Annotated in this window: 23 protein-coding genes and 3 tRNA genes; 13 read left to right on the top strand and 13 right to left on the bottom strand. The window is 69.4% G+C overall.

Annotation, left to right across the window (positions count from 1 at the left end; translation table 11 throughout):
- The first annotated feature begins 29 nt into the window (after positions 1 to 29).
- The 3 genes from ACZ5KW_RS08615 to ACZ5KW_RS08605 all read left to right on the top strand — a co-directional run bounded on the left by ACZ5KW_RS08615 (position 30) and on the right by ACZ5KW_RS08605 (position 2,367).
- On the top strand, positions 30 to 1,382 hold the full coding sequence (locus tag ACZ5KW_RS08615; RefSeq protein WP_343780430.1) for a putative ATP-dependent zinc protease: 1,353 nt from the start codon (positions 30 to 32) through the stop codon (positions 1,380 to 1,382).
- A gap of 78 nt (positions 1,383 to 1,460) precedes the next feature.
- Positions 1,461 to 1,907 (top strand): ribbon-helix-helix domain-containing protein, encoded by a 447-nt coding sequence (locus ACZ5KW_RS08610; protein ID WP_343780429.1) that lies wholly within the window; start codon positions 1,461 to 1,463, stop codon positions 1,905 to 1,907.
- 76 nt (positions 1,908 to 1,983) lie between these two features.
- Positions 1,984 to 2,367 (top strand): hypothetical protein, encoded by a 384-nt coding sequence (locus tag ACZ5KW_RS08605; protein ID WP_343780427.1) that lies wholly within the window; start codon positions 1,984 to 1,986, stop codon positions 2,365 to 2,367.
- A 14-nt stretch (positions 2,368 to 2,381) separates the two neighbouring features.
- Here the strand turns inward: ACZ5KW_RS08605 and ACZ5KW_RS08600 are convergent, their stop codons facing one another.
- Positions 2,382 to 2,978: a DNA-3-methyladenine glycosylase family protein gene (locus ACZ5KW_RS08600; protein ID WP_343780425.1), complete on the bottom strand. Its 597-nt coding sequence runs from the start codon at positions 2,976 to 2,978 to the stop codon at positions 2,382 to 2,384.
- 131 nt (positions 2,979 to 3,109) lie between these two features.
- Between ACZ5KW_RS08600 and ACZ5KW_RS08595 the strand changes: the two genes are divergently transcribed.
- Positions 3,110 to 5,086 carry a 3-hydroxyacyl-CoA dehydrogenase/enoyl-CoA hydratase family protein gene (locus ACZ5KW_RS08595; protein ID WP_343780424.1) on the top strand — a complete coding sequence of 659 codons (1,977 nt, stop codon included), beginning with the start codon at positions 3,110 to 3,112 and terminating at the stop codon, positions 5,084 to 5,086.
- A gap of 29 nt (positions 5,087 to 5,115) precedes the next feature.
- Here the strand turns inward: ACZ5KW_RS08595 and ACZ5KW_RS08590 are convergent, their stop codons facing one another.
- The 3 genes from ACZ5KW_RS08590 to ACZ5KW_RS08580 form a co-directional block, all read right to left on the bottom strand.
- Entirely contained in the window at positions 5,116 to 5,328 is a 213-nt protein-coding gene (locus ACZ5KW_RS08590; RefSeq protein WP_343780423.1) for a hypothetical protein, read from the bottom strand.
- A gap of 57 nt (positions 5,329 to 5,385) precedes the next feature.
- Positions 5,386 to 6,432 carry an aspartate-semialdehyde dehydrogenase gene (asd, locus tag ACZ5KW_RS08585; protein ID WP_343780421.1) on the bottom strand — a complete coding sequence of 349 codons (1,047 nt, stop codon included), beginning with the start codon at positions 6,430 to 6,432 and terminating at the stop codon, positions 5,386 to 5,388.
- 356 nt (positions 6,433 to 6,788) lie between these two features.
- Positions 6,789 to 7,442 carry a hypothetical protein gene (locus ACZ5KW_RS08580; RefSeq protein WP_343780420.1) on the bottom strand — a complete coding sequence of 218 codons (654 nt, stop codon included), beginning with the start codon at positions 7,440 to 7,442 and terminating at the stop codon, positions 6,789 to 6,791.
- Between the two features lie 131 nt (positions 7,443 to 7,573).
- Here ACZ5KW_RS08580 and ACZ5KW_RS08575 point away from each other — a divergent pair, with 131 nt between their 5' ends.
- Together ACZ5KW_RS08575 and ACZ5KW_RS08570 are read left to right on the top strand one after the other, a co-directional pair.
- The gene (locus tag ACZ5KW_RS08575; protein ID WP_343780419.1) at positions 7,574 to 8,308 is read left to right on the top strand and encodes an MBL fold metallo-hydrolase; all 735 of its coding nucleotides are present in this window, start codon (positions 7,574 to 7,576) and stop codon (positions 8,306 to 8,308) included.
- Between the two features lie 63 nt (positions 8,309 to 8,371).
- Positions 8,372 to 9,082: a GIY-YIG domain-containing protein gene (locus tag ACZ5KW_RS08570; RefSeq protein ID WP_343780418.1), complete on the top strand. Its 711-nt coding sequence runs from the start codon at positions 8,372 to 8,374 to the stop codon at positions 9,080 to 9,082.
- Positions 9,083 to 9,213: 131 nt separating this feature from the next.
- On the opposite strand, the gene ACZ5KW_RS08565 is transcribed toward ACZ5KW_RS08570, so the two are convergent.
- Positions 9,214 to 9,286, bottom strand: a tRNA-His gene (locus ACZ5KW_RS08565).
- 165 nt (positions 9,287 to 9,451) lie between these two features.
- Here ACZ5KW_RS08565 and ACZ5KW_RS08560 point away from each other — a divergent pair.
- The 5 genes from ACZ5KW_RS08560 (at position 9,452) to ACZ5KW_RS08540 (ending at position 13,601) form a co-directional block, all read left to right on the top strand.
- On the top strand, positions 9,452 to 9,907 hold the full coding sequence (locus tag ACZ5KW_RS08560; RefSeq protein ID WP_343780417.1) for a DUF5814 domain-containing protein: 456 nt from the start codon (positions 9,452 to 9,454) through the stop codon (positions 9,905 to 9,907).
- A gap of 135 nt (positions 9,908 to 10,042) precedes the next feature.
- The gene (locus tag ACZ5KW_RS08555; protein WP_371152595.1) at positions 10,043 to 10,882 is read left to right on the top strand and encodes a COX15/CtaA family protein; all 840 of its coding nucleotides are present in this window, start codon (positions 10,043 to 10,045) and stop codon (positions 10,880 to 10,882) included.
- Positions 10,883 to 11,148: 266 nt separating this feature from the next.
- On the top strand, positions 11,149 to 11,973 hold the full coding sequence (locus ACZ5KW_RS08550; RefSeq protein ID WP_343780415.1) for a basic amino acid ABC transporter substrate-binding protein: 825 nt from the start codon (positions 11,149 to 11,151) through the stop codon (positions 11,971 to 11,973).
- 69 nt (positions 11,974 to 12,042) lie between these two features.
- Positions 12,043 to 12,876 carry an amino acid ABC transporter permease gene (locus ACZ5KW_RS08545; RefSeq protein WP_343780527.1) on the top strand — a complete coding sequence of 278 codons (834 nt, stop codon included), beginning with the start codon at positions 12,043 to 12,045 and terminating at the stop codon, positions 12,874 to 12,876.
- Positions 12,873 to 13,601 (top strand): amino acid ABC transporter ATP-binding protein, encoded by a 729-nt coding sequence (locus ACZ5KW_RS08540; protein WP_343780414.1) that lies wholly within the window; start codon positions 12,873 to 12,875, stop codon positions 13,599 to 13,601. The genes ACZ5KW_RS08545 and ACZ5KW_RS08540 overlap by 4 nt, the downstream gene beginning before the upstream one ends.
- 19 nt (positions 13,602 to 13,620) lie before the next feature.
- On the opposite strand, the gene ACZ5KW_RS08535 is transcribed toward ACZ5KW_RS08540, so the two are convergent.
- A complete protein-coding gene (locus ACZ5KW_RS08535; protein WP_343780413.1) occupies positions 13,621 to 14,688 on the bottom strand; it encodes an alcohol dehydrogenase catalytic domain-containing protein in 1,068 nt (355 codons plus the stop codon).
- 211 nt (positions 14,689 to 14,899) lie between these two features.
- Here ACZ5KW_RS08535 and ACZ5KW_RS08530 point away from each other — a divergent pair, with 211 nt between their 5' ends.
- A complete protein-coding gene (locus ACZ5KW_RS08530) occupies positions 14,900 to 16,030 on the top strand; it encodes a sensor histidine kinase (RefSeq protein WP_371152599.1) in 1,131 nt (376 codons plus the stop codon).
- A 143-nt stretch (positions 16,031 to 16,173) separates the two neighbouring features.
- Here the strand turns inward: ACZ5KW_RS08530 and ACZ5KW_RS08525 are convergent, their stop codons facing one another.
- From ACZ5KW_RS08525 to ACZ5KW_RS08495, 7 genes are all read right to left on the bottom strand, one after another.
- The gene (locus ACZ5KW_RS08525; protein WP_343780410.1) at positions 16,174 to 17,658 is read right to left on the bottom strand and encodes a replication factor C large subunit; all 1,485 of its coding nucleotides are present in this window, start codon (positions 17,656 to 17,658) and stop codon (positions 16,174 to 16,176) included.
- A 146-nt stretch (positions 17,659 to 17,804) separates the two neighbouring features.
- A tRNA-Pro gene (locus ACZ5KW_RS08520) sits at positions 17,805 to 17,875 on the bottom strand.
- 46 nt (positions 17,876 to 17,921) lie between these two features.
- Positions 17,922 to 19,142 carry a succinylglutamate desuccinylase/aspartoacylase family protein gene (locus ACZ5KW_RS08515; protein WP_343780409.1) on the bottom strand — a complete coding sequence of 407 codons (1,221 nt, stop codon included), beginning with the start codon at positions 19,140 to 19,142 and terminating at the stop codon, positions 17,922 to 17,924.
- A 22-nt stretch (positions 19,143 to 19,164) separates the two neighbouring features.
- Positions 19,165 to 20,148: an RNA-guided pseudouridylation complex pseudouridine synthase subunit Cbf5 gene (locus ACZ5KW_RS08510; RefSeq protein WP_343780407.1), complete on the bottom strand. Its 984-nt coding sequence runs from the start codon at positions 20,146 to 20,148 to the stop codon at positions 19,165 to 19,167.
- A gap of 22 nt (positions 20,149 to 20,170) precedes the next feature.
- Complete coding sequence (gene cmk, locus ACZ5KW_RS08505; protein WP_343780406.1) at positions 20,171 to 20,749, bottom strand: (d)CMP kinase; 579 nt, start codon at positions 20,747 to 20,749, stop codon at positions 20,171 to 20,173.
- Positions 20,750 to 20,830: 81 nt separating this feature from the next.
- A complete protein-coding gene (locus ACZ5KW_RS08500; RefSeq protein WP_343780405.1) occupies positions 20,831 to 21,181 on the bottom strand; it encodes a hypothetical protein in 351 nt (116 codons plus the stop codon).
- On the bottom strand, positions 21,171 to 22,211 hold the full coding sequence (locus ACZ5KW_RS08495; protein ID WP_343780404.1) for a zinc-binding dehydrogenase: 1,041 nt from the start codon (positions 22,209 to 22,211) through the stop codon (positions 21,171 to 21,173). Before ACZ5KW_RS08495 ends, ACZ5KW_RS08500 begins: the two co-directional genes overlap by 11 nt.
- A gap of 265 nt (positions 22,212 to 22,476) precedes the next feature.
- On the opposite strand from ACZ5KW_RS08495, the gene ACZ5KW_RS08490 reads away from it, so the two are divergent.
- Positions 22,477 to 22,562: transfer RNA gene (locus tag ACZ5KW_RS08490), tRNA-Ser, on the top strand.
- Positions 22,563 to 22,576: the final 14 nt, after the last annotated feature.

The raw sequence follows: 22,576 nt of genomic DNA, 5'->3' as shown, positions 1-22,576 counted from the left end.
CTTTTAGGAACCCCTGCGCAGGTGTTGGCATGAGTTCGGATCCGGTTCGGGTGGGAGTGCTGTCGCTACACAACAGCAAGGAAACGAAAGCGATCTGTAACGCGGTCGAGGACCTCGGCCACGAGCCCGTGTGGCTCCGCGAGGAGAACGCCGCGGTCAGCGTCGAGGACGGCGACGTGTCCGTCGAACCCGCGGTCGACGTGATCGCGAACCGGCTGCTGCTCTCGAACACCGACCAGCCCGCGGAGCTACTCGGGCTGGCGGCGACCTTCGAGCGCATCCGGCCGATGCTGAACGAGCCGAACGCGGTGTTGGCGTCGATCCACAAGTTCGCGACCGCGGCGACGCTCGCCGACTGGAACATCCGCGTGCCCGACGCGCTGCTCGCGCTCTCGAACGACCGCCTCAACGAAGGCCGCGAGCGCTTCGGTGACGTGGGCGTGTACAAGACCGCCATCGGGACCCACGGCGGCGGGACGTGGAAGGTCGACCTCACCGAGCGCGTGAACCCGAAGGTCGGGAACCGACAGGCGTTCCTCCAGAAGCTCATCGACCGCGACGACGAGAAGCACCGCGACCTGCGGGTGTACGTCGTCGGCGACGAGATAGTCGGGTCGATGTACCGCTACGCGCCCGAGGGCGACTGGCGCACCAACGTCGCGCTCGGCGGCGCCGTCGAGGACGCCACCGACGACATGCCGGACGAGGCCGCCGACACCGCCCTCTACGCCGCCGAAGTGATGGGGCTCGACTACTCCGGCGTCGACCTCGTCGAGGGGTACGACGGCTGGTACGTGTTGGAGGTGAACCCGACTGCCGGGTTCAAGGGGCTGTTCGAGGCCACCGGGACCAGCCCCGCCCCGTACATCGCCAAGCTCGCGATCGAGACGGTCGGCGGCGAGGTCGACGACGACGCCGTCGAGCGCGTGGCCGCGACCCTCGACGACTCGCGGCCCTCCTGTGCGCCGGCCCCGAAGCCGACCTCCACCGAGCAGCCGGACATCGGCTACATCGAGGAGGTCGTCGTCACCGGCACCTCCGGCTCCACGCAGGCGCTCGCGAAGTCGGACACGGGCGCGACCCGGACGAGCATCGACACCCAGCTGGCCGCCGAGATCGGCGCCGGCCCGATCAAGAGCATGACCCGCGTCAAGTCGGGCAGCATGAAGGGCGGGAAGGCGCGCCCCGTCGTCGACCTCGTCATCGGCATCGGCGGGAACCAACACACCGTCACCGCCAGCGTCGAGGACCGCGGCCACATGGAGTACCCGCTGCTCCTCGGCCGCGACATCCTCACCGACTACCGGGTCGACGTCCGGCGGCGCGCCGACACGGACGAGGCGGAGCGCGACGAGGCGGGCGAGATATTAGAGGAGGAGTGACGCCGCGAACGCCGCGGTCGTCGGGCGTCGCGACCGTCTGACGAAGGTATAATACGGCGGGTGTCAATAGCACGGCATATGGTGAAGAGCACGGTTCGGTTTCCCGAGCCGGTCGTCGAGGAGATCGAGACGCTCGTCGAGGAGGGACAGTTCGAGAGCAAGTCCGAGTTCTACCGGTTCTCGGCGGACTACGTGCTCTCGCGGACCCTCGACGAGTACGAGCCGGCGACGATCGATTACGACGCGATCGAGGCCGAGGTAATTCCCGAGGCGGAGCGGGAACTCGGCGGCGACGAGGAGGCCGACGAGCCGCCGTTCTTCGAGTCGGTCGCGTTCCTCCGGAAGCTCGCGCTCAGAGGGAACTTCAGCGACGCCGAGGACTTCATCGACCACCAGTACGTCCCCGGCGACCGCCACGCCGTCCTCCTCGAGGAGATCCTCCAGCTCTACCGCGAGGAGGCGGCGACCGGCGGCCGCGCGTCGCCCGCGGAGGACGAGCCGGAAGCGACGAGCCGGAACCAATAAGCCCGCCGGCGGTGCCGTGAGCGCATGAACGTCGCCACCTCCCCGAGAGCATGAACGTCGCTACCTCCCTGGGCGCATGAACGTCGTCACGCGAGAGCGGACCCGGACCTGTATCCGGTGTCACGAGCGGTTCACCGAGCCCGCCGGAACCGTCACGCGCATCTGCGACGACTGTCCGAGTCGGACGACCGCGCCGAGTGCCAGCACGACCGCCGAGCCGAGCGACGCGTCGTCACCGAGCCGTAGTGCGGCCGGTGAGGGGGGTGGAGGTGACGGGCGAAGTGACGGCGGCGGGCGAAATGAAGGCGGCGGGCGAAGCGGAGGCGGCGGGGGCGGCCTCGACCGGAACCGGGAGCGCGAGTGTCTCCGCTGTGGCGAGGCGTTTCTGGAGGGCCCGGGCGAAATAGCTCGCCTCTGCCCCTCCTGTGACCCGGACAAGGTCCGCCTCCGAGACCGATAACGCGCGCCGGCCGGTCAGGACTCGTACTCGGACCAGACGTACCGCGTCCCGTAGCTCCGGTAGGGCCGCCACGAGTCGGCGATCTCGCGCATCTCCGCGCGCGACAGTTCCTCGCCGCCGTTGTATATCCGCGCTATCCCCTTCCTGACCGCGAGGTCGCCGAGCGGGAGGACGTCCTCGCGGCCGAGCGCGAAGATGAGGTACATCCGCGCGGTCCAGTCGCCGACGCCGTGAATCTCGGTGAGCCGGTCGACGACCGCCTCGTCGCTCACGCCCGCTAACCCCTCCCGGGTCAGGTCGCGCTCGTCGTCGCGGAAGGCCGCGGCGACGTTCCGCAGGTACTCGACTTTCGTGCCGCTGAGTCCGGCCTCGCGCAGGGCCGACTCGTCGGCCGCGAGAACTCGGTCGGGCGTCACGGCGCCGCCGAGCACGTCGAGGAACCGCTCGCGGATGGCGTTCGCCGACGCGGTCGACAGCTGCTGGTTCACGATGGAGGTACAGATGCGGTCGAACTCGTCGTCCGCGGGCGCGACGTCGACCGGGCCGTGTCGGTCGATCAGGTCGGCCATCCGCGGGTCCGCGCGGAGCGTCTCGGCGACGTGGTCGTCCATGGAGCGCCGTAGGGGTCCGGCCCGCGTGAATCTTTCCGAGCGCCGTCCGTCGACCCGTCCGAATAAACTTACGGTGCGTTTGGCGTTTGGAAGATGGAAAGGTTCAATCATGACGGTTCCGACCCTGAGGTATGCAGCTCGAAGACGTCCAGCGCGTGACGGTGCTCGGCGCCGGAAACATGGGTCACGGTATCGCGGAGGTGGCCGCGCTCGCCGGCTACGACGTGTCGCTGCGCGACATCAACGACGAACTCGTCCAGAAGGGGTACGACCAGATCGAGTGGTCGCTCGGCAAGCTCGCCGAGAAGGACCGAATCGGTGACGACGAGGCCGACGCCGCGCTCGACCGCGTCGACGCGTTCGTCGAACTCGAAGACGCCCTCGACGGGGCCGACGTGGTCGTCGAGGTCGTCCCCGAGAAGATGGCCATCAAGAAGGACGTGTACGACGACGTCGTCGAACACGCGCCCGACGAGGCCGTCTTCGTCACTAACACCTCCAGCCTCTCGATCACGGAGCTTTCGGAGGTCACCGACCGCCCCGAGCGCTTCTGCGGGATGCACTTCTTCAACCCGCCGGTGCGGATGGACCTCGTCGAGGTCATCTCCGGGAAACACACCTCCGAGGAGACGCTCGACCTGATCGAGGGCCTCGCGGAGTCGATGGGGAAGACGCCCGTCCGTGTCCGCAAGGACAGTCCCGGCTTCATCGTCAACCGAATCCTCGTCCCGCTGATGAACGAGGCGGCGTGGGTCGTCGAGTCCGGCGACGCCGACATCGAGACGGTCGACTCGACGACCAAGTTCGGCATGGGCCTGCCGATGGGCTCGTTCGAACTCGCCGATCAGGTCGGCATCGACGTGGGGTATCACGTCCTGGAGTACATGCACGAGGTCCTCGGCGACGCCTACCGCCCCTGCCCGATGCTCGCCGAGAAGGTCGAAGAAGAGGACCTCGGCAAGAAGACCGGCAAGGGGTTCTACGACTACGACGGCGGCGACGGCGCCCAGATCCCGACCAACGCGGTCGACGAGGCGGTCAGCCGCCGCCTGCTCGCGGTGATGGCCAACGAGACGGCCGGGCTGATCGGCAACGACGTGGCCGACGCCGACGACATCGACGAGGCCGTCAAGCTCGGCGCCGGCTTCCCGGACGGCCCGGCGAAGCTGGCCGACGCGGAAGGGCTCGACGCCCTCGTCGAGACGCTCGACGAACTCGCCGACGAGACCGGCGAGGCGCGCTACGAGGCGACCGACTACCTGCGCGAGGCCGCCGAGACCGGCGGCTTCCGCGGCGGGGACGCCGAGGGCGGCGACGACACGGCCGACTACGACGTGTTGAACGTGAGCGTCGACGACCGGGTCGGTCGCGTCGAGATCGACCGCCCGCACCGGATGAACACGATAAGCGGCGAGGTGCTCGACGAGCTCTCGACCGCGATCGACCGGCTCGACGCGGACGACGACGTGCGAGCGATCCTGCTGTCCGGCGCGGGCGACCGCGCCTTCTCCGCGGGCGCGGACGTCCAGAGCATGGCCGCGGGCGGTTCGGACCCGATCCACGCGGTCGAGCTCTCCCGACAGGGCCAGCAGACGTTCGGGAAGCTCGAGGAGTCCGACAAACCCGTGATCGCCGCCATCGACGGCTACTGCCTCGGCGGCGGGATGGAGCTCGCGACGGCCGCCGACATGCGGATCGCCTCCGAGCGCTCAGAGCTCGGCCAGCCCGAGCTCGACCTGGGTCTGCTGCCCGGCTGGGGCGGCACGCAGCGGCTCGCCCGGATCGTCGGCGAGGGGCGCGCGAAGGAGATCATCCTGACCGCGGACCGCTACGACGCGGAGACGATGGCCGAGTACGACTTCGTCAACGAGGTCGTCCCGGACGACGAGCTGGAGGAGCGAGCACAGGAGCTGGCCGCACAGCTCGCCGGCGGCCCGCCGATCGCACAGAAGTACACGAAGCGCGCGATCCACGCCGGCCGCACGGACAACGAGGCCGGCCTGGAAGTCGAAGCGATGGGCTTCGGTCACGTGATGAACACCGACGACCTCATGGAGGGGATGACGGCGTTCATGGGCGACGGCGAGCCCGAGTTCGAAGGGAAGTGAGGCGCCGGCGCGGGTGACCGGTCGCCCGACTACAGCGGCGTGTCGGCGGCCGCGGCCACCTGCCTGCCGACGCTGGCGACGAGGTACGCGACGGCGGCGACGAACAGGACGATACCGACGACATCCGAGATGCCGGGGAGCGCGGACTCGACGAACTCGGGGAGCGTCGTCGCCCCCGACAGCGGAACGAGGAGGACGGCGACGCCTCGGCGGAGGGACCGTTTTGCGCTTGGTTCTGCCATGGCGTCGGCGGACGAAACGCGGAGGATGAAGTTAGTGTCGGTCGGCGCGGGCGTCGCTCAGACGTACCCTTCCTCGACGAGCAGTTCGCCGTTGAGCAGGGACGCGCCGGCCGCGCCGCGAATCGTGTTGTGCGCGAGGCAGTTGTACTTCGCGCCGGCGTCGGTCGACTGGACGCCGCCGGCGACGATCCCCATCCCGTCGGCGTACGTGCGGTCGAGGCGGGGCTGCGGGCGCTCCGGCTCGTCCTCGCCGAACACTTTGATCAGCTGGTCGGGCGAACTCGGGAGGTCGCCGGCGCCCTCGAACGAGCGCATCGCCTCGCGGAGCTCCTCCGGGGAGGGGTCGGCGGCGAACTCGGCGAAGACGTTCTCCAGATGGCCGTCGAGCGTGGGGATCCGGTTACAGGAGGCGGCCACGTCGGCGCCGTGAAGCCGGACCTCGGCGCCGTCGAACTCGCCGAGCAGCTTGCGCGACTCCGTCTCCATCTTCGCCTCCTCGCCGCCGATGTGCGGGATGGCGTTGTCGATGATCTCCATCGACGTGACGCCCGAGTAGCCGGCGCCGGAGACCGCCTGGAGCGTCGAGACGCGAACGCTCTCTAAGCCGAACTCGTCGATGGCCGCGAGCGTCGGCACCATCGTGATCGTCGAGCAGTTCGGGTTCTTCACGAGGGCGCCGTCCCAGCCGCGCTCGTCGCGCTGGACCTCGATGAGGTCGAGGTGGTCGGGGTTGATCTCGGGGATCGTGAGCGGCACGTCCGCCGCCATGCGGTCGTTCGAGGAGTTCGACGAGACGACGTACCCCTCTTCGAGGAACGCGGGCTCGACCTCGGCGGCGACCCCCGAGGGGAGCGACGAGAAGAGGAGGTCCACGTCGTCGTCGGCGATGCCCGCGGGGGTCGTCTCCGCGACCTCCATCTCGGCCACGTCCGCCGGGATGGGCGTGTCGACGCGCCACTTGGCCGCCTCGCGGTACGTCTCGCCCGCGCTCTCCGAACTCGCCGTGACCGCGGCGAGGTCGAACGTCGGGTGGTCGTCGAGCAACTGGATGAACCGCTGGCCCACGGCGCCCGTCGCGCCGAGGATGCCGACTCGTACAGACATTGCGCGTGGGTCCGTGACAGGGACGTAAGTGCGTTCGGATACGCGCCGATTCCGCGGAGCAACGGGCTATTTAACACCCACACCGCGTAACGATGGACTGCGCGCCATTAGTCCCCGCCCGAGTACTCCCCGATGGGAGCGATGACAGCGCGGAGAACCCAGGCGCGCGACACCGGTCGCTGACGCGACCCGCCCGTCGCCGCGCAGGCGACCGCCCGCCACGAGGGTTTCCCGGTCGACGCGGCACGCCGCCGGAGATGAGACCGGTCGTTAGTGTCGCGGGCGATATCCCACTACGACGAGCGGCCGCGCTCGCCACCTCCCGTCGCACCGGGGCAGCGCGCGCGACGAGGGCGTCACCGCGTCTCGACGCGCACCGACAGGTCGTCGACGTAGTGCGTCGCGTCCGCCTCCCAGATCACGGCCGTGCCGACGGCGAGGTAGAGCGTGTCGGTCGACAGCTCCGGCGTCGTCCACTCGAAGGCGTACTCGCGCCAGCCGTCGGCGAGCCACAGCGCGTCGCGGAGCCCGCCGTACGGCGTCTCGCCGAGTTCGGTCGTGTTGAGGCCGGGCTGCGGGAACTCCTCCTCCGTCGACGGCGGCTCGGGGCCCAGCCGCATCAGGGCGTGTCGGATCGTGTTGAACGACTCCGACTCGCTCCAGAACTGGCCGCTCACCTCTATCTGGTACGAGCTTCCGGATTCGATCGGGACCGGGTGGACCGCCCACGTCACCCCGTCGTCGTAGTCGCCCTGGTTCCAGACGCGGAGCGACTGCGTTCCGCTAGCCGCCTCCTCGCGAGAGAAGGACACCTCCCAGTCGAAGTCCTCGATGTCGACTTCGGGACCGATCGCGGCGTCGAACTCCCAGTCGCCGATGTCCTCTTCGAACCCCTCCTCGAATGCCGGACCCTCGCTCCCGCCCGCACAGCCCGCGAGCCCGATGACGCCGGCCGCGGCTCCGGCCCGAAGCACGTCCCGTCGTCGCACGGCGGCTGCGCGTTCGTTCATACCGATTGATGCGTCGGGCGAGCGCCGGATAAGTTTGCGGTGCGATGCGGCGAGAAGACGGCGTCCGGCGGCCGGGACGCCCGGATCGCCCCCGTCGCAAGCCACAACCCGCCCCTCGCCGAACGGGAGGTATGTCGACAGACTCCGGCCCGACCGTCACCCTCGTCCGCAACGCGACCGTCCTCGCGACCGTCGGCGAGACGGCCTTCCTCGTCGATCCGCTGTTCGCGGAGCAGGGCGCGCTGCCGCCGATCGACGACACGCCGAACGACCGCGCGAACCCGCTCGTCCCGATGCCGGACGTGGACCTGTCGTACGACGCGGTGATCGTCACGCACCGCCACCCCGACCACTTCGACGACGCGGCGCGGGAGGCGCTCGACGCGGACGTGCCCCTGTTCTGTCAGCCCGCCGAGGCGGACGCGTTCGTCGAGGAGGGGTTCACCGACGTGCGGCCGGTGGGAGACGAGGCGTCGTTCGGCGGGGTCGCCGTTCATCGGACCCCCGGCCGTCACGGTCACGGGGAACTGGCCGAGCAGATGGGGCCGGTTTCCGGGTTCGTCCTCGACGGCGACGAGACGCTGTACATCGCCGGCGACACGGTCTGGTACGAGCCGGTGGCGGAGACGCTGACGGCGTTCGACCCCGACGCCGTCCTCCTCAACGGCGGCGCGGCGCGGTTCAACCGAGGCGAGCCGATCACGATGGGCGTCGACGACGTCGCCGCCGTGCGCGAGGCCACGGACGCCGCGGTCGCCGTGGTCCACATGGAGGCGATCAACCACTGCCTGCTGACGCGCGAGGAGCTCCGCGCGGAGACGGACGACGTGCTGGTGCCGGACGACGGCGAGCGGATCGAGTTCTAGTCGCGGCGCCGTGCGCCCGTGAGAGCCCGGGCGGTTTTGTGTGTCACCCCGGAACGGAGACACATGTCGCGCGCCTCGGACCTCGACCGACTCTACGACCTCCTCGACCGTCTCGAATCGAACGTCGGAGGGAGGCGACGGTTGGAGGAGTGTACCGGGCACATGGACTGGCCCGATCGAGGGGTCTACTTCTTCTTCGCGACGGACGAGACGCGGGACGCGACCGACCAACTCCGACTCACGCGAGTCGGCACGCACGCCGTGTCGGCGGGGTCGGGAACGACGCTGTGGAATCGGCTTCGGACGCATCGCGGGGCGAACCGCGGCAGCTACGAGGGCGGCGGGAATCACCGGGGCTCGGTGTTCCGCAAACACGTCGGCCGGGCGATGATCGAACGGGACGGCCTCGGCGACGAGCATCCGCACTGGGGAACGGGGTCTACCGCGGACCGCGAGCGGCGCCTCGGGGAGTTGGAACACGAGCGTCGCGTGAGCGAGTACGTCCGTGACCTGCCGTTCCTGTGGGTCGACATCGACGACGAGCCCGGACCGGAGAGCGACCGCGCCGCCGTCGAGCGGAACGCGATCGCGCTCGTCAGCAACTACGGAAAAGAGGCCATCGACTGCCGAGGCGACGGTTGGCTGGGGCGGGACAGTCCGCGCCGCGAGATCGGCGAATCGGGGCTATGGAACATCGACCACGTCGACGAGGGGTACGACGCGGCGTTTCTGGACCGACTCGCCGGCGCCGTCAGCGAGACCGCTGGTCTCTAATTCACTGCCAGTTCGAGAAAGGTCCGGGTGCGAGAATCGAACCCCACTCGCAGCCTCGCGGTGCTCGGCTGCTCCCTGCTTCGCTCTCGCCTTCCGGCGTTTCAACTCCTCCCTGCGGTCGTCGTGAAAAGGTCCGGGTGCGAGAATCGAACCCGCGTCTCAGCCTCCACAAGGCTGAAGGATAGTCCACTACCCTAACCCGGACACGCGTCGTCAAGTACCCCGCTTCGATAAATAACGGTTACGACTCCCGGACGGGCGTGGCACGGAGTGGCGACCGGGGTCGGTTCGAGCGTCCGAACCGAGCGCCGCACCGTCTCTCGGTCACCGCGTCGTTTTTCAGGGTCGCGGGCGTAGCGTCGCCAACTCGTGGCCTTTACCGACAAGATCTACGTGAAGAACCACCGGCAGCTCGCCTCCCAGCTGGAGGCGAACATCCCGAAGGGGGCGTTCGCCGGCGCGACCCTCGACCTGCTTTTCACCGGTGACGGCCTCTCGAAGCTCGACGAGACGACCCGCGATCGGGTCCTCGACTTCGCCGAGGACTTCCTCGACTGTAGCTGCGACGCGAACCCGTACTGCGGCTGTCCCGAGGAGAAGTTCATGCGCTACGTCCTCGAACTGCGCGCCGAGGGGCTGGGACCGCAGGCCATCGTCGACGTGATGACCGACGATTACATGGTGTACGCGTACACCGGCGACGTGCTCTCCTTCCTCGACGACTCCGTCCGGAACCTAGAGGCCGTCGAGACGCTCGCCGACGTCGACGGGAACGAGGAGATGTCCGAACGGGCGCGGAAGGCGAAGCGAGAGCTGTCCGGGTAGCGCGTCTCCGCGTTGCGACCTTCCCGAGCGCGGGGAGCGGCCGAACGGTCTAAGTACGCGCACGCCCGAAATTGGACAATGAGTCTTCGGCCCGCGTGGCTAACGTTCAGGCGATACGCGGCGGCGACGACGGGGATGACGCTCGTCCTGTTCTCGCTCGGCGTCTACACGGCGGCGACCGGCTCGGGGCTGGCGTGTCAGGCCCAGTGGCCGCTGTGTTCCGACCAATTGATCCCGGCGCTGACGATCAACCCCGACTTCATCGAGTGGTTCCACCGCGCGTGGGCGATGGTCACCGGCTTCCTGATCGTCGGCGTCGCCGGGTGGACGTGGCTCGGCTCCGGCTTCGACCGCCGGACGAAGCTGGCGGCGACGCTCGCGGTCGCGATCTTGCCCCTCCAGATCACCGTCGGCGCGATCACCGTCACGCTCAGCGGGCTCGTCCCCGGCGGGTACACGGTGTCGACTCACGCCGCCCACCTCTCGGTCGCGCTGACCATCTTCACGCTGCTCGGCCTCGCGACCATCTGGGGCGGCGGCCGGGGAAGCGCGCGACTGCTCCGCGCGGCGGCGGGCATCGCCGTCGTCGGCATCGTCGCCAGCGCGCTCTTCTCGCGGGCGGTGCCGTTCCTCACCTACGCCCCGCCCGCGCAGGCCGCGTTCTACATCACGGGCCTCGCCGGCCACCTCGGGCTCGTCGCGACGGTCGCGTACGCGACGGAGGCGGTCCGGTCGGGATACGCCGGCCTCGACGCGGGCACCGCGGGCACCGTACGCGCGCTCGCGGTCGGATCGATGGGCGCGCTCGTTGGGACCCTCCTCCTCGGGCGCGACCTCGTCCTCTACACCGCCGTCTGGCAGCAGGTCAACCTCGTCGCGCTCGCCGCCGCCGTCGCGCTCGCCGCCGGGTCCGCGTGGACGCTACGCGGGGTCGAGCCCGACGGGCCCTCGTCGGAACCGATCGGCGGGGACTGACTCGGAAGTCACCGGTTCTCTCGGGGTGACTGACCGGGCACCGTCGGTCAATCTGTCGGACCCAACAAGCGAGCGACGACCCCGGACGACGAGAAGAACCGCTCCACGAGACTGACGTGTCGACGTGAGTCTGATGCGTGTGACTCTCGAAAGCAGTGGGATTTCTCCCTCAGCGGGCCGAATGACGTTTCGAGAACGTCACGAACGATCGATGGGCCGTTGCGGCGGCCGAAACGTTGAAACCCTGATCGGCCGACCGAGAGTGTATGGATGGAAATCGAACGGTCGGTCGCCGTCAGTACCTCACGGGACTCGGAGCGGCCGGCACGGTGGCACTGGCCGGGTGTTCCGGCGGCGACGGCGGAGACGGACAGGAGACGATAACGATCGGGTCGGACATCCCGTACCCGCCCTTCGAGTACCGCACGGAGTCGGGGGAGCTCGTCGGGTTCGACGTGGATATCGCCGAGGCGGTGTTCGCCGATCAGCTCGGCTACGACTTCGAGTTCCAAGAAACCGGCTTCGACGGGATCATCGCGTCGCTGAACAACGCGAACTTCCGCGTCATCATGAGCGCCATGACGATCAACGACGAGCGCGCGGAGCGGGTCGACTTCTCGGACCCGTACTTCACGGCGTACCAGACGGTCCTGATCCTCGACAACGGGGAGATCACCGAGCTCGACGACCTCCAGGGCGAGTCCGTCGGGGTCCAGCGCGGGACGACCGGCGAGGCCGCCGCCGAGGACCTCCAGTCCGACTTCGACGGCGACCTCGAGATCCAGAGCTACGACCAGATCACGGGCGCGTTCGACGCCCTGCTGAACAACCAGGTGTCGGCCGTGATCAACGACAACACCGTCAGCGGCGACTTCGCGGCCGAAAACGAGGACGTCGTGTTCCTGGAGGGTGAGGGCGTCGCCGCCGACCGCGAGGACGCACCGCCATACCTCACGCTCACCATCGAAGAGTACGGGATCGCCTTCCGGCAGGACGACGACGAGTTCCGGGAGGAGGTCAACGGGGCGCTCGCAACCCTCCGCGAGGAGGGCACGTACGACGAGATATACAGCGAGTACTTCAGCGCGTAATCGAGCGCACTCGGCACACATATAATGGCGACACAGACAGATACGGAGTCGAACACCGGCGGTGTCATGATGCGTGACGGGACCGTCAGACGCATCGGAGAGATCGCCGCGGCCGGCTTCGTGCTGGCGATCGGCGGACTGCTCGTGTGGATCCTCACGACGCAGGTCAACTACACGCTGCTCTCGTCGCCGTTCATCGCCGAGCGGTTCGTCGAGGCGTTCTTCCTGGTGATCCGGATCGTCGTGATATCGAGCGTGCTGTCGGTGACGGCCGGCATCCTCGTCGGTCTCGCACGGATCTCGACCTCACCCGTCACCGGGCGGATCGCGAAGGGATACGTGGAGTTCTTCCGCGGGACGCCGCTTCTGTTCCAGCTGTTCGTCATCTTCTTCGGCATCCCGCGGCTGTGGGCCACGGGGCAGTTCCCCTTCGAGAACTGGGCAGTCCCGGCCGCGATCATCGGACTGACTCTGAACCACGCCGCGTACGTCGGCGAGGCGGTCCGAGGCGGCATCGACGCCGTGCCGGACGGACAGATGGAAGCCGCGCGCTCGCTGGGAATGTCGCGGGTGATGGCGCTGCGGGAGGTCGTCCTCCCCCAGGCGTGGCGTAACGCGCTCGCGGCCATCGGAAACGACCAGATCATCTTGGTGAAAGACACCTCGCTACTGACCGTCATCGCAGTCCCGGAGATCATGAGCGTGTTCCGGAACATCAACAGCAACCAGCTGGACCCGTGGACGCCGCTCGTGTGGGTGTGCGTGCTCTACCTCGTCATCACGATGTCGATGAGCCAACTGGTCAACGGGCTGGAACGTCGGTCGGACTGGGGTTCGGACAGCCGGATGTTCGGCTGGTTGTCGGACTTCAGGTCCGGCAACGACGGAGGTGAGAAGGCGTGACCGGTCCGCTCGTCGAGTTCGACGACGTCGACAAGTCGTTCGGTGACACGCAGGTGCTGTACGACGTCGACCTCTCCGTCGACGAGGGAGAGGTCGTCGTCGTCATCGGCCCGTCCGGCTCCGGCAAGTCGACGCTGCTCCGGTGTGCGAACAGGTTAGAGGAGATCCAAGGCGGGGACATCCGCCTCGACGGACGGTCCGTGATCGAGACGGACGTGAACGAGATCCGACAGCAGATCGGGATGGTGTTCCAGTCGTTCAACCTCTTCCCGCACAAGACCGCACTGGAGAACGTCGCGCTCGCTCCGGAGAAGGTCAAAGGAGAGGCCGAGTCGAGCGCGAAGGAGTCCGCCTCCGACCTGCTCGACAGAGTCGGACTGGCCGACCAGGCCGAGTCGTATCCGAACGAGCTCTCGGGCGGTCAACAGCAGCGCGTCGCCATCGCCCGCGCGCTCGCGATGGAACCGCGGGTGATGCTGTTCGACGAGGTGACGAGCGCGCTCGACCCCGAACTCGTCGGGGAGGTTCTCGACGTGATCGAGGACCTTGCGAGAGACGGGATGACGATGGTCCTCGTCACCCACGAGATGGGGTTCGCCCGCGAGGTCGGCGACCGGATCGTCCTGATGGCCGACGGCCGGGTCGTCGAGCGGACCGAGACCCGGTCCTTCTTCGAGCAGCCGACGACGGAACGCGGTCAGCAGTTCCTCTCGCGGCTGTTGTAGGGCGGTCCCGTCCCGGCGTTCAGAGGTCGGTGACGACCTCGACGCCGCGCACGGCGTACTCGTTCATCGCCGCGAGCCGGTCGGAAACGTCCGACAGCGACAGCTCCCTGGTGACCAGCGCACCGGGATCCACGTCGGTCGCCTCGATCAGCGCGAACAGGTCGCCGTAGCTCGTCGGCGGCATCCCGCGCGAACCGAGGAAGGAGATCTCCCATCGGGTCATCCAGTCGGTCGGGAGCGACACCTCGCCTCGCTCGGCGTCGGTCGTGAGTCCGACCTGGACGTGCGTCCCCTTCGGTCGGAGCGAGCGGACGGAGTTGCGACAGGTCTCTGCGATCCCCAGCGCGTCGAGCGAGGCGTCGGCGCCGCCGTCGGTGAGGGCGCGGACGCGCTCTGGAACGGTCGCCCCGCCGAGATCGGTGGGATTCACCGTCGCGGCCGCGCCGAACTCTGCCGCGAGCGCGAGCGCGTCGTCGTCGACGTCGACGGCTACCACCCGAGTTCCGAGCGCGTCGGCGATCTGGACCGCGGAGAGACCCACGCCCCCGCAGCCGTGGACGGCCACGGCGTCGCCGCCGGTGACGGTCGCTCGCTCGGCGAGCGCGTGGTACGCGGTCATGTAGCGACACCCGAGCGCCGCGGCCGCGGTGGCGTCGAGCCACGGCGGGCGCTCGACGAGGTTGTAGTCGGCCGCCGGCACTCCTACCCGCTCGGCGAACGCCCCTTGGGCGGCGGGTTCGAACCCGAGCGCCCGCCCGTCCTCGCAGACGTTACCGGCCCCGCGGCGGCAGTGCGGGCAGGTGCCGTCGCCGAGCGAGAACGGGACGACCACGCGGTCGCCCGGGGCGAATCGGTCGACCTCGCGGCCGACGGCGACGACCTCGCCGGCCGGCTCGTGGCCCAGCACTTGGCCGCGCGGGACGCGGTCGTTCGCCCATTCGCCGTGGCCGGCCCACGCGTGCCAGTCGCTGCGACAGACGCCGCAGGCGTCGACGCGGACGACCGCGCCGTCGGGTGCCGGTTCGGGGTCGGGAAGCTCGCGGATCGCGAGCGGCTCCCCGTGGTCTCGGAGGATCGCTGCGCGCATGTACCGACACACCGGCGGGACCCCCAAAGCTCTCCCGGCGTCGACCGACCGTCTCGCGGACCGCGCGAGCCGTGATTGCTGGATTCATCGGCCTTCGGAAGCATTCGCGGCTTTATTACGGATTATCAGAATTTGATATCACCGTCTGACAAGTGATACGCGAGTAAGGTTTATACGGTCACGGTAGACTCGTTGACACGTGTCCCGACCGATGGAAGGACGCCCGGGGATCGCGTACCGGCGCCCCGACGGCGACCCGACTCGGTTGGTGATCGAGGCGGACGAGGAGTCGGGGCTGGACGTTCCGGAGCGACCGGACGGCGGGTGGCTCGACTGCGTGGCCGGCGACGACCGCGACCGGCTTCGGGAGGCGTGCGGCGACGACACTGTCGACGTGGTGTATCGCGTCGCGTCCGACGGAGAGGCGCAGTGGATTCACGAGCGCGGGCGAGTAACCGGGCGGGGCGACGTGGTGGGGTACCTGTTTTCGGCGGACGAGCGCGTCAAGCGACGCCGACGGCTGGAACGGCAGCGCGAGCGCCTCGACGAGTTCGCGAGGGTCGTCTCACACGACCTCCGGAACCCGCTCTCGGTCGTCGTCGGGAACATCGAACTGGCGCGGGAACTCGACGGCGAGGCCGCGCCGGAGCGGTTGGACCGGGCGCTCGACGCCCTCGATCGGATGGACGACCTCATCTCGGACCTCCTGACGCTGGCCCGGGAGGGGAAGACGGTCCAGACCGCCGAACCGACCGACCTGCGGACGGTCGTCGAGAGCGCGTGGCGGACCGTCGGCGACCCGGCCGACGCCGCTCTCACCGTCGAGGGGTCGCTCGGGACGCTCACCTGCGACGGGGACAGACTCCGACAGGCGTTCGAGAACCTCTTCCGGAACGCGATCGAACACGGGTCACCCGAGGGCGTCGACGCGCTGTCGACCGCCGACTCCGGCGACGACGGAGCCGAGCCGAGCGACGCCGTCGCCCCCGGGACGTTCTCCTCGCCGGGTGACGCGTCGGCGGACCCACCCCCGACGGACGGCGGAGACGCGGCCGTCCGGGTCCGCGTCACGCGGACGGACGACGGCTTCCGCGTCGCGGACGACGGTCCGGGGATCGACCCCGACCAGCGGGACGCGGTCTTCGAGCCCGGACACACGACCGCGCCGGACGGCACCGGGTTCGGGCTGGCGATCGTCGACCGGATCGCGACGGCCCACGGCTGGACGGTCTCGGTGACGGAGAGCCGGGAGGGCGGCGCCTGCTTCGAGTTCGTCTGTGACGACTCGTCCGAGACAGCGGAGGCGGCCGAACGCGACACGGACCCGCAGTCGTGCGTCTGAGCGGCGTCGCACGTTGGCGACGGGAGAATATTCGCGTCCGGTGACGTCTCGAACGATACCGGTCGTCGGTACTGCCTCCGACGGGGGAGTCATCGAAAGCTACGAGAAGCGGGTCCGCCCGCGGACGTGTGCCCGAGACCGGCTCACATGAAGTCGTTCAGCCCGGCCTGATCGTCGTCTTCGCCGTCCGTGTCGTCCGCTGGCGCTGTCTCGTCGGTCGCCGTGGCGGTCGGTTCGGAGTCGTCGGGGTCCGAGTCGTCAGCAGTAGCGGCGTCCTCGTCCGCGTCCTCGGCGCGGTCGGCCGGGGCGAGCGCGAAGGCGCCGTCGGCGTGCTCCTCGATCAGTTCCTCGCGGCGGGCCTGTGCGTCCTCGACGATCGACGCGACCTTGTTCGTCGACTCGCCCGAGCCGGTGACGAAGGCGACGCCCGCCTCGTCGAGGTCGTAGGCCGCCGCCATCGCGACCGTCAGCTCGCGCGGCTTACAGTGATGAGTGACGGTCTCGAGGAACGGTAACACCTCGCGCCGAGCGGTCGCGATGCTACAGCCGCTCGCGGCCGCGATCTTGCCGACCACCTCGTCGGCGGTCGCGTCCGACGACGACCAGAACTGCGGGCGGCCGTACCGCGTCCAACCGCCCTTCTCGCCGTCGCGGGCCGCGGCGACGCCGGCGGCCGCGTTGTCGGTCGCGTAGCGCCAGTAGGTGTAGTTCTGCGTGGCGCGGACGCGGCCGAGCCACACGTCGGCGTTCGCGAGGAAGTCGTACGCGCGGACCGCCTCCGCGGGGTCGTACACGTCTAAGACGTTGTTCTCGATCCACCGTGTCAGGTCGTCCGGCGTCTCGTCGACGGCGTACGCCGACTGGAGCGCCTCCTCCGCGGACTCCTCTTTCAACACGGCGTCGAGGAACGGGAAGAGCCCGAGCGCCTTGTCGCGGTCGCCGGTGACCACGTCCTCGATCGCGATCGACTCGCGGCCCTCGGTCGCGGCCTGGAGGTCGTTGATCGCGCCGCGGAGGTCGCCGCGGTTCCGCTCCGCGATGCGTTGGAGCGCGTCCGACTCGAACTCGATCCCCTCCTTCCGACAGACGTCTCGGAGGACGGGGACGATTGAGCGCGCCGAGACGTCGCGGAACTCGATCTCCCGGGTCGCGTTCCGGAGCCCGCGCGACATGTCGTAGTAGTCGTTGGCGATGAGCACGATCGGCTGGCCCGACTCCTTGACGAGCTTCGTGATCGCCGAGGCGCCGCCGCGGTCGTAGTTGCCGTGGATGTTGTCGGCCTCGTCGAGGATGACGAGCTGGCGAGAGGCCGTGTCGCCGCCGGTCGCGCCGCCGCCGGCCGCGCTGCCGCCGAGGGTGGCGTTGCGCGCGGCCCGCCCCGCGAACCGCTCGATGACGTCGGCGGTGCGCTGGTCGGAGGCGTTCAGCTCCACGGTCTCCCAGTCCATGTCGTTCGCGAGCGCGTGGGCCGCGCTCGTCTTCCCGACGCCCGGGCTGCCGTGGAGGACGGCCGCCTCGCGGTGGTCGTCCCACGAGCGGGCCCAGTCCGCGAACGCGTCGCGGGCCTTGTCGTTGCCGCGTACCTCCGAGAGCGTGCTCGGGCGGTACTTCTCCGTCCAGTCGGCCATTATCGACTGAACGGGCGAGCCGCGTTTAGTGGTTGCGGAGCGGTGTCCGGACGGCCGGGAGCGAGGCCGACCGCCGAGACCCAAAAGAAGATTTCGTCGGAGAGAGCGTCCTCTCGCTGGTTGTTAGCGATCAGTTCAAAACTCGATGGGACCGCTGAGAGTCGAACTCAGGTCATACGGACCCCATCCGCATAGGATACCACTACCCCACGGTCCCTGTCTGCGGTCGAAAAAACGACCGACCGGTAATTAAGGACTTCGTTTCAGTCGTCGGCGGCATCGCGGGGGACCACGAGATCGCCGTCGTCTCGCACGGCGAGACTTCCGATCGGATCCCCCTCGTAGACCGCCAACCCCTCCGTCCGACCGAGCACGTAGCCGTCGCGGTCGACCGTCACCTCGCCGCGCTCCGCCCCGGTCGCGGCGACCACGTCGGCCAGCACCTCGCCCTCGTCGAACCGGTCGCCCGCGGCGACGCGGTGGCGGACCAGCCCGGCAACGTCGGTGGTCGGGCCGCGGTACCGCCGCACCGGGAAATCGACCGGCGCGGGATCGAAGTGGTCGGCCGGCTCGCCGACCGCGGCGGGGACCGCGTCGGGAGTCACCAGTCCGAGTTCGACCGCGACGGCGAAGATTCCCGCCACGCCCGCGTCGACGAGACCGTCGTCGACGACGCTGTGCGCGCCGAGTTCGGCGGTGAACGCCGGGACGCCGGCCTCGTTGAGCACGGCGCCGGCGGTCGACCGCTGGAGGTTCTCCTCGACGTACTCCGCGGCCGGGTACTCGCGCAGCGTCGGGAAGCCGAAGGCGTCGACGATCCGACCGAGTTCGGCCGACAGCTCGGCGGCCTCGTCCTCGCTCCGCCGGTCGCCGTACAGCACGCGGTCGCGGATCGCGAACGGCTCGCTGCCGACGCCAGCGGTGTGACAGTCGATCAGCGCGTCGGCCGCGACGCCCTCGACGGGATCGTCGCGGTCCGTCTCGGCGGAGTCGTCGTCGGCCGGCTCGCCCGTGATCGCGGCGTAGAGCCGCGCGTCGACGCGCTCCTGAAGCCGGGGCGGGCGCGCGGACTCGGCGTCCGCGTCCGGGAAGTGGCGGTTCGGGTCCTCGTCCGCGTAGTACGTGTGGCGCGCATTTCGTCGCAGTCCGGCTGGAGAGACCACGGGAACGGCGACCACCGCGCCCGCGAGGTCCGCGAGGGGGTCGCCGTCGAACGCCGCCACCGCGTCCTGAACGACAGCGACGCCGGTGGCCTCGTCCCCGTGAACGCCGCCGGTGAGCCACAGCGTCGGGCCGTCGGCCGCGCCGTTCGCGATCGCGACCGGGAGCCGCTCCGACGCCCCGGTCGGGAGGTCAGCGACGGCGAACCAGCCGCGGTCGCACTCGCCGGGGGCGGCGCTCGCGGTGCCGAGCGCGCGTCGGTCCACCTCGTCGGAATTGGTACTCGCGGCGTCGGAGTCGGCGTCGCAGCCGTCGTCGTCCATACGCGGTACGGCGAGCGAGTGACTATAAAAGGACGCGCTCCAGCGAGACGACCACGCCCGACTCGGCGTCCGGATCGCCGACGACGCGGCCGAGACAGACCGCGACGCCGTCCGGCGTGAAACACGCGACGAGCGGCGGCTCGACGTCGGAGTCGTCGTCATCGGCTCCCCCACCCGCGATCACGCCCGCGTCGTCGACGTCGATCACACCGGGCGCGTACACCGGCGCGCCGGTGGCGACGTTACGCGCGGCAGAGGGCGCGACCGTCACTGCGGGGAGGTGAGTCAACGCGTCCTCCGCGGGTCGGACCACCTCGCGGAGGTAGCCGTCGTCGCCGTCCTCGGCCCACGCGAGCGCGTCCACGAGGTCTTGGAGCGCGTGGAGGTCGCGGTCGTCGAACGGGTCCGTGGCGGTGCGCCGGAGGTGGCCCATGTGCGCGCCGCCGCCGGTCGCGAGGCCGATGTCGTGACACAGCTTTCGGACGTAGGTCCCCGACTCACACCGAATCCGGAGCAGCGCCTTCCGGTCGGCGACTTCCAGCACGTCGAGGTCGTGGATCGTCCGCGTCCGGAGACGGCGGCTCACCGCGCTCTTCCGCGGCGGCTTCTGGTAGATTTCGCTCTCGAACTCGGCGACCACATCGCGGAAGTCGGCCGACGGCGGCTCGTGAAGCTCCAGCACCGCGACGTACTCTTTGGTCCCCTCCAAGAACACCTGCGCCATCCGCGTCGCGTCGCCGGTCAGCGTGGGGAGACAGCCCGTGACCTTCGGATCGAGGGTGCCCGAGTGGGCGACGCCGCCGGTCGGAGGGCCCCCCGGATCGAGCGCTGCGAGCGTCTCGTCGACGGCGTCGCGCACCCACGCCGAGACCTGGTGTGAGGAGGGGCCGGCCGGCTTGTCGAGGTTGACGACGCCGAACCGGAGCAGTTCCGCCGGCGACCGCTCTCCGGGGGGCGCCCTGAGGGGGTCGGTTTCGGGGTCGGTGTCGTCGGAGTGGCCTGTCATGACCGGGCGAGGCGGAGGTGGTTCAGAAGTCGTACGCGACGCCCTCGACGGGGGCTTTCCCCTCGTCGTCGTCGGGCTCGTATGCCTCGACGGTCGCGACGAGGACGTCGAGGAAGCGTTCGGGACCCCAGCGAGCGGTGTTGTACGCGGCGTCATAGATGGACAGGTCCTCGATGTCGATGCCGTAGCACTCGCGGTAGCGCTTGCGTTCGGAGGCCTCGCGGCGCTTCGTCTCCGCTTGCGCGCGGTCGACGGGCTTCGACTCCCGCTCGGCGATCCGCTCCGCGCGGACCGACAGCGGCGCGTCGAACCAGAACCGGAAGTCGGCGTGTTCCGCCGCGAGCCACCCGGCGAGTCGAGATTCGAGGACGACGCCGTCCCGCTCGATGGCGATCTCGCGGAGCCGCCGGTCGAGGTCGCGGTCGATCTGCGGGTTCTCCTCGGCGAACTCGTTGAACTCGACGGGCGTCATGTCGCGTTCGGCCGCCATCTCGCGGAAGAGGTCGCCGCCGGAGACGTGTCCGAGGTCGAGCGCGTCGGCGAGTTGGACGGCGTTGGTGCTCTTCCCGCTTCCCGGCGGGCCGGAGACGGTGATCAACATATCATCACTGCGCGGGTGTCGTTCAAAACGGTTGTCGTTCGACGGCGGGAGGGGCCGGCGGTTCGCCCGGCGCGGCGCACCTCACTCCTCGCGGTCGGCCGTCGCGGCGGTCATCGACCAGACCGCGACGGCGCCCAACAGGAGCGCGGGGACGAGGGGGAGCGCGAGGTACGTCGCGAAGAAAGTGAGACCGAACGCGCCCGCCGCGTACGGGTAGAGGTAGATGGCTCCCGGGATCACCAGCACGCAGGTGAACAGGACGGCGGTCAGCGCCCACCCTTTTCGGCCGAAACCGTCGGCGTCGGGTTCCGACGAGGCGTCGCGGGGGCTATCGGGTCCCGACTCCGCCCCGTCGCTCGCGCCCGCGTCGGGCTCGGTCCCGGGGACGTGGACGTAGCCGCCGTCGGTGGTCTCGTCGGTCTCAGAACTCACTGTCCGGTTTAACCACCACTTTGCCAAAGCCCTCACGGTTTTCGATCATCTCGTGTGCCCGCGCGGCCTCGCTCATCGGGAGGACCTCGCGCACGCGAGGTTCGAAGGTACCGTCCCAGACGAGCTCCAGCACGTCGTCGACCTCGCCGGGCGTCGCCATCGTCGAACCGATCACCGACAGCTGGTTCCAGAAGATACGGTTGAGCCCGGCGCCCGGGTTCGGGCCGGTCGTGGCGCCACAGGTGACGAGCCGGCCCCCCTTCGCCAGCGACTTCAGCGAGTTCGGATAGGTGGCCTCGCCGACGTGGTCGACGACGACGTCGACGCCGCGTTTGCCGGTGCGTTCCGCGATCTCGTCGGCGAAGTCGTTCGCCTCGTAGTCGATGACGTGGTCGGCGCCGCAGTCCTCCGCGTGCGAGAGCTTCTCTTCGGTCGAGGCGGTCGCGAACACCTCGCAGCCCGCGTGGTCGGCGATCTGGACCGCCGCGTGGCCGACGCCGCCGGAGGCGCCGAGGACGAGCACCTTCTCGCTCGCCTCGATCTCTGCGCGCGTGTGGAGCATGCGCCACGCGGTCTGGAAGACGAGCGACGCGGAGCCGGCGACCTCCCAGGCGACGCCGTCCGGAACGGGGACCAGGTTCGCCTCGGGGACCGTCGCCTTCTCGGCGTGGACGCCGCGGACGTGTTCGCCGAGGATGTGGAAGGAGGTACAAAGCGACTCCTCGCCGTTGCGGCAGAACTCGCAGGTCCCACAGGAGACGCCCGCGCTCACGGCGACGCGGTCGCCGGGCTCGAACCGAGTCACGCCCCCGCCCACCGCCTCGACGACGCCCGCAGCGTCGCTACCCGGAATGTGCGGCATCTCCAGGTCGATGCCGGGCATCCCGCGTCGGGTCCAGATGTCGAGGTGGTTGAGCGCGCCGGCCTTGACGTCGACGAGCACCTCGCCACGGTCGGGCTCGGGGTCGGGGAAGTCGCCGTACTCGATCACGTCGCGGTCGCCGTGTTCGCCGAACTGAACGGCTTTCATACCAGAACGCTGCCGCGGGACCCACTAAACAGTACGCCTCACGGAACCGCCTGCTGGATGGGGGATCGGGGAGCTCCGGACGCGGCGGGCGCGGCGTGTGACGACCGGTCGAGATCGGTGACCGAGACGGCTCTTCCGACCGTGTGAGTCGCCCACAGCGGGCCGACCGTTTCGTGATGTTTAAGTACCGAAAGCGGGAGGTAACGAACGCACGTACTGTAGGGGCACCCGGTCCCGAGTCCGAGAGGGCGATGATACAACGCGGGTTGCGGTAGCCAAGCATGGCCCAAGGCGCAGGGTTGCTAACTCTGTGGCGTCACTGCCTCCGGGGTTCAAATCCCCGCCGCAACGCTCGAACGGACGAG

It is taken from the genome of Halorubrum ejinorense, from assembly GCF_055389685.1.
This window is presented reverse-complemented; position numbering and strand designations above follow the sequence as displayed.

Coding starts and splice junctions, on each gene's coding strand:
- ACZ5KW_RS08580 (WP_343780420.1), bottom strand. CDS start 7,442: ATGAACGAACGCGCAGCCGCCGTGCGACGACGGGACGTGCTTCGGGCC.
- ACZ5KW_RS08555 (WP_371152595.1), top strand. CDS start 10,043: ATGACGCTCGTCCTGTTCTCGCTCGGCGTCTACACGGCGGCGACCGGC.
- ACZ5KW_RS08530 (WP_371152599.1), top strand. CDS start 14,900: ATGGAAGGACGCCCGGGGATCGCGTACCGGCGCCCCGACGGCGACCCG.
- ACZ5KW_RS08545 (WP_343780527.1), top strand. CDS start 12,043: ATGCGTGACGGGACCGTCAGACGCATCGGAGAGATCGCCGCGGCCGGC.
- ACZ5KW_RS08610 (WP_343780429.1), top strand. CDS start 1,461: ATGGTGAAGAGCACGGTTCGGTTTCCCGAGCCGGTCGTCGAGGAGATC.
- ACZ5KW_RS08595 (WP_343780424.1), top strand. CDS start 3,110: ATGCAGCTCGAAGACGTCCAGCGCGTGACGGTGCTCGGCGCCGGAAAC.
- asd (WP_343780421.1), bottom strand. CDS start 6,432: ATGTCTGTACGAGTCGGCATCCTCGGCGCGACGGGCGCCGTGGGCCAG.
- ACZ5KW_RS08515 (WP_343780409.1), bottom strand. CDS start 19,142: ATGGACGACGACGGCTGCGACGCCGACTCCGACGCCGCGAGTACCAAT.
- ACZ5KW_RS08495 (WP_343780404.1), bottom strand. CDS start 22,211: ATGAAAGCCGTTCAGTTCGGCGAACACGGCGACCGCGACGTGATCGAG.
- ACZ5KW_RS08570 (WP_343780418.1), top strand. CDS start 8,372: ATGTCGCGCGCCTCGGACCTCGACCGACTCTACGACCTCCTCGACCGT.
- ACZ5KW_RS08600 (WP_343780425.1), bottom strand. CDS start 2,978: ATGGACGACCACGTCGCCGAGACGCTCCGCGCGGACCCGCGGATGGCC.
- ACZ5KW_RS08615 (WP_343780430.1), top strand. CDS start 30: ATGAGTTCGGATCCGGTTCGGGTGGGAGTGCTGTCGCTACACAACAGC.
- ACZ5KW_RS08535 (WP_343780413.1), bottom strand. CDS start 14,688: ATGCGCGCAGCGATCCTCCGAGACCACGGGGAGCCGCTCGCGATCCGC.
- cmk (WP_343780406.1), bottom strand. CDS start 20,749: ATGTTGATCACCGTCTCCGGCCCGCCGGGAAGCGGGAAGAGCACCAAC.
- ACZ5KW_RS08510 (WP_343780407.1), bottom strand. CDS start 20,148: ATGACAGGCCACTCCGACGACACCGACCCCGAAACCGACCCCCTCAGG.
- ACZ5KW_RS08605 (WP_343780427.1), top strand. CDS start 1,984: ATGAACGTCGTCACGCGAGAGCGGACCCGGACCTGTATCCGGTGTCAC.
- ACZ5KW_RS08575 (WP_343780419.1), top strand. CDS start 7,574: ATGTCGACAGACTCCGGCCCGACCGTCACCCTCGTCCGCAACGCGACC.
- ACZ5KW_RS08550 (WP_343780415.1), top strand. CDS start 11,149: ATGGATGGAAATCGAACGGTCGGTCGCCGTCAGTACCTCACGGGACTC.
- ACZ5KW_RS08525 (WP_343780410.1), bottom strand. CDS start 17,658: ATGGCCGACTGGACGGAGAAGTACCGCCCGAGCACGCTCTCGGAGGTA.
- ACZ5KW_RS08590 (WP_343780423.1), bottom strand. CDS start 5,328: ATGGCAGAACCAAGCGCAAAACGGTCCCTCCGCCGAGGCGTCGCCGTC.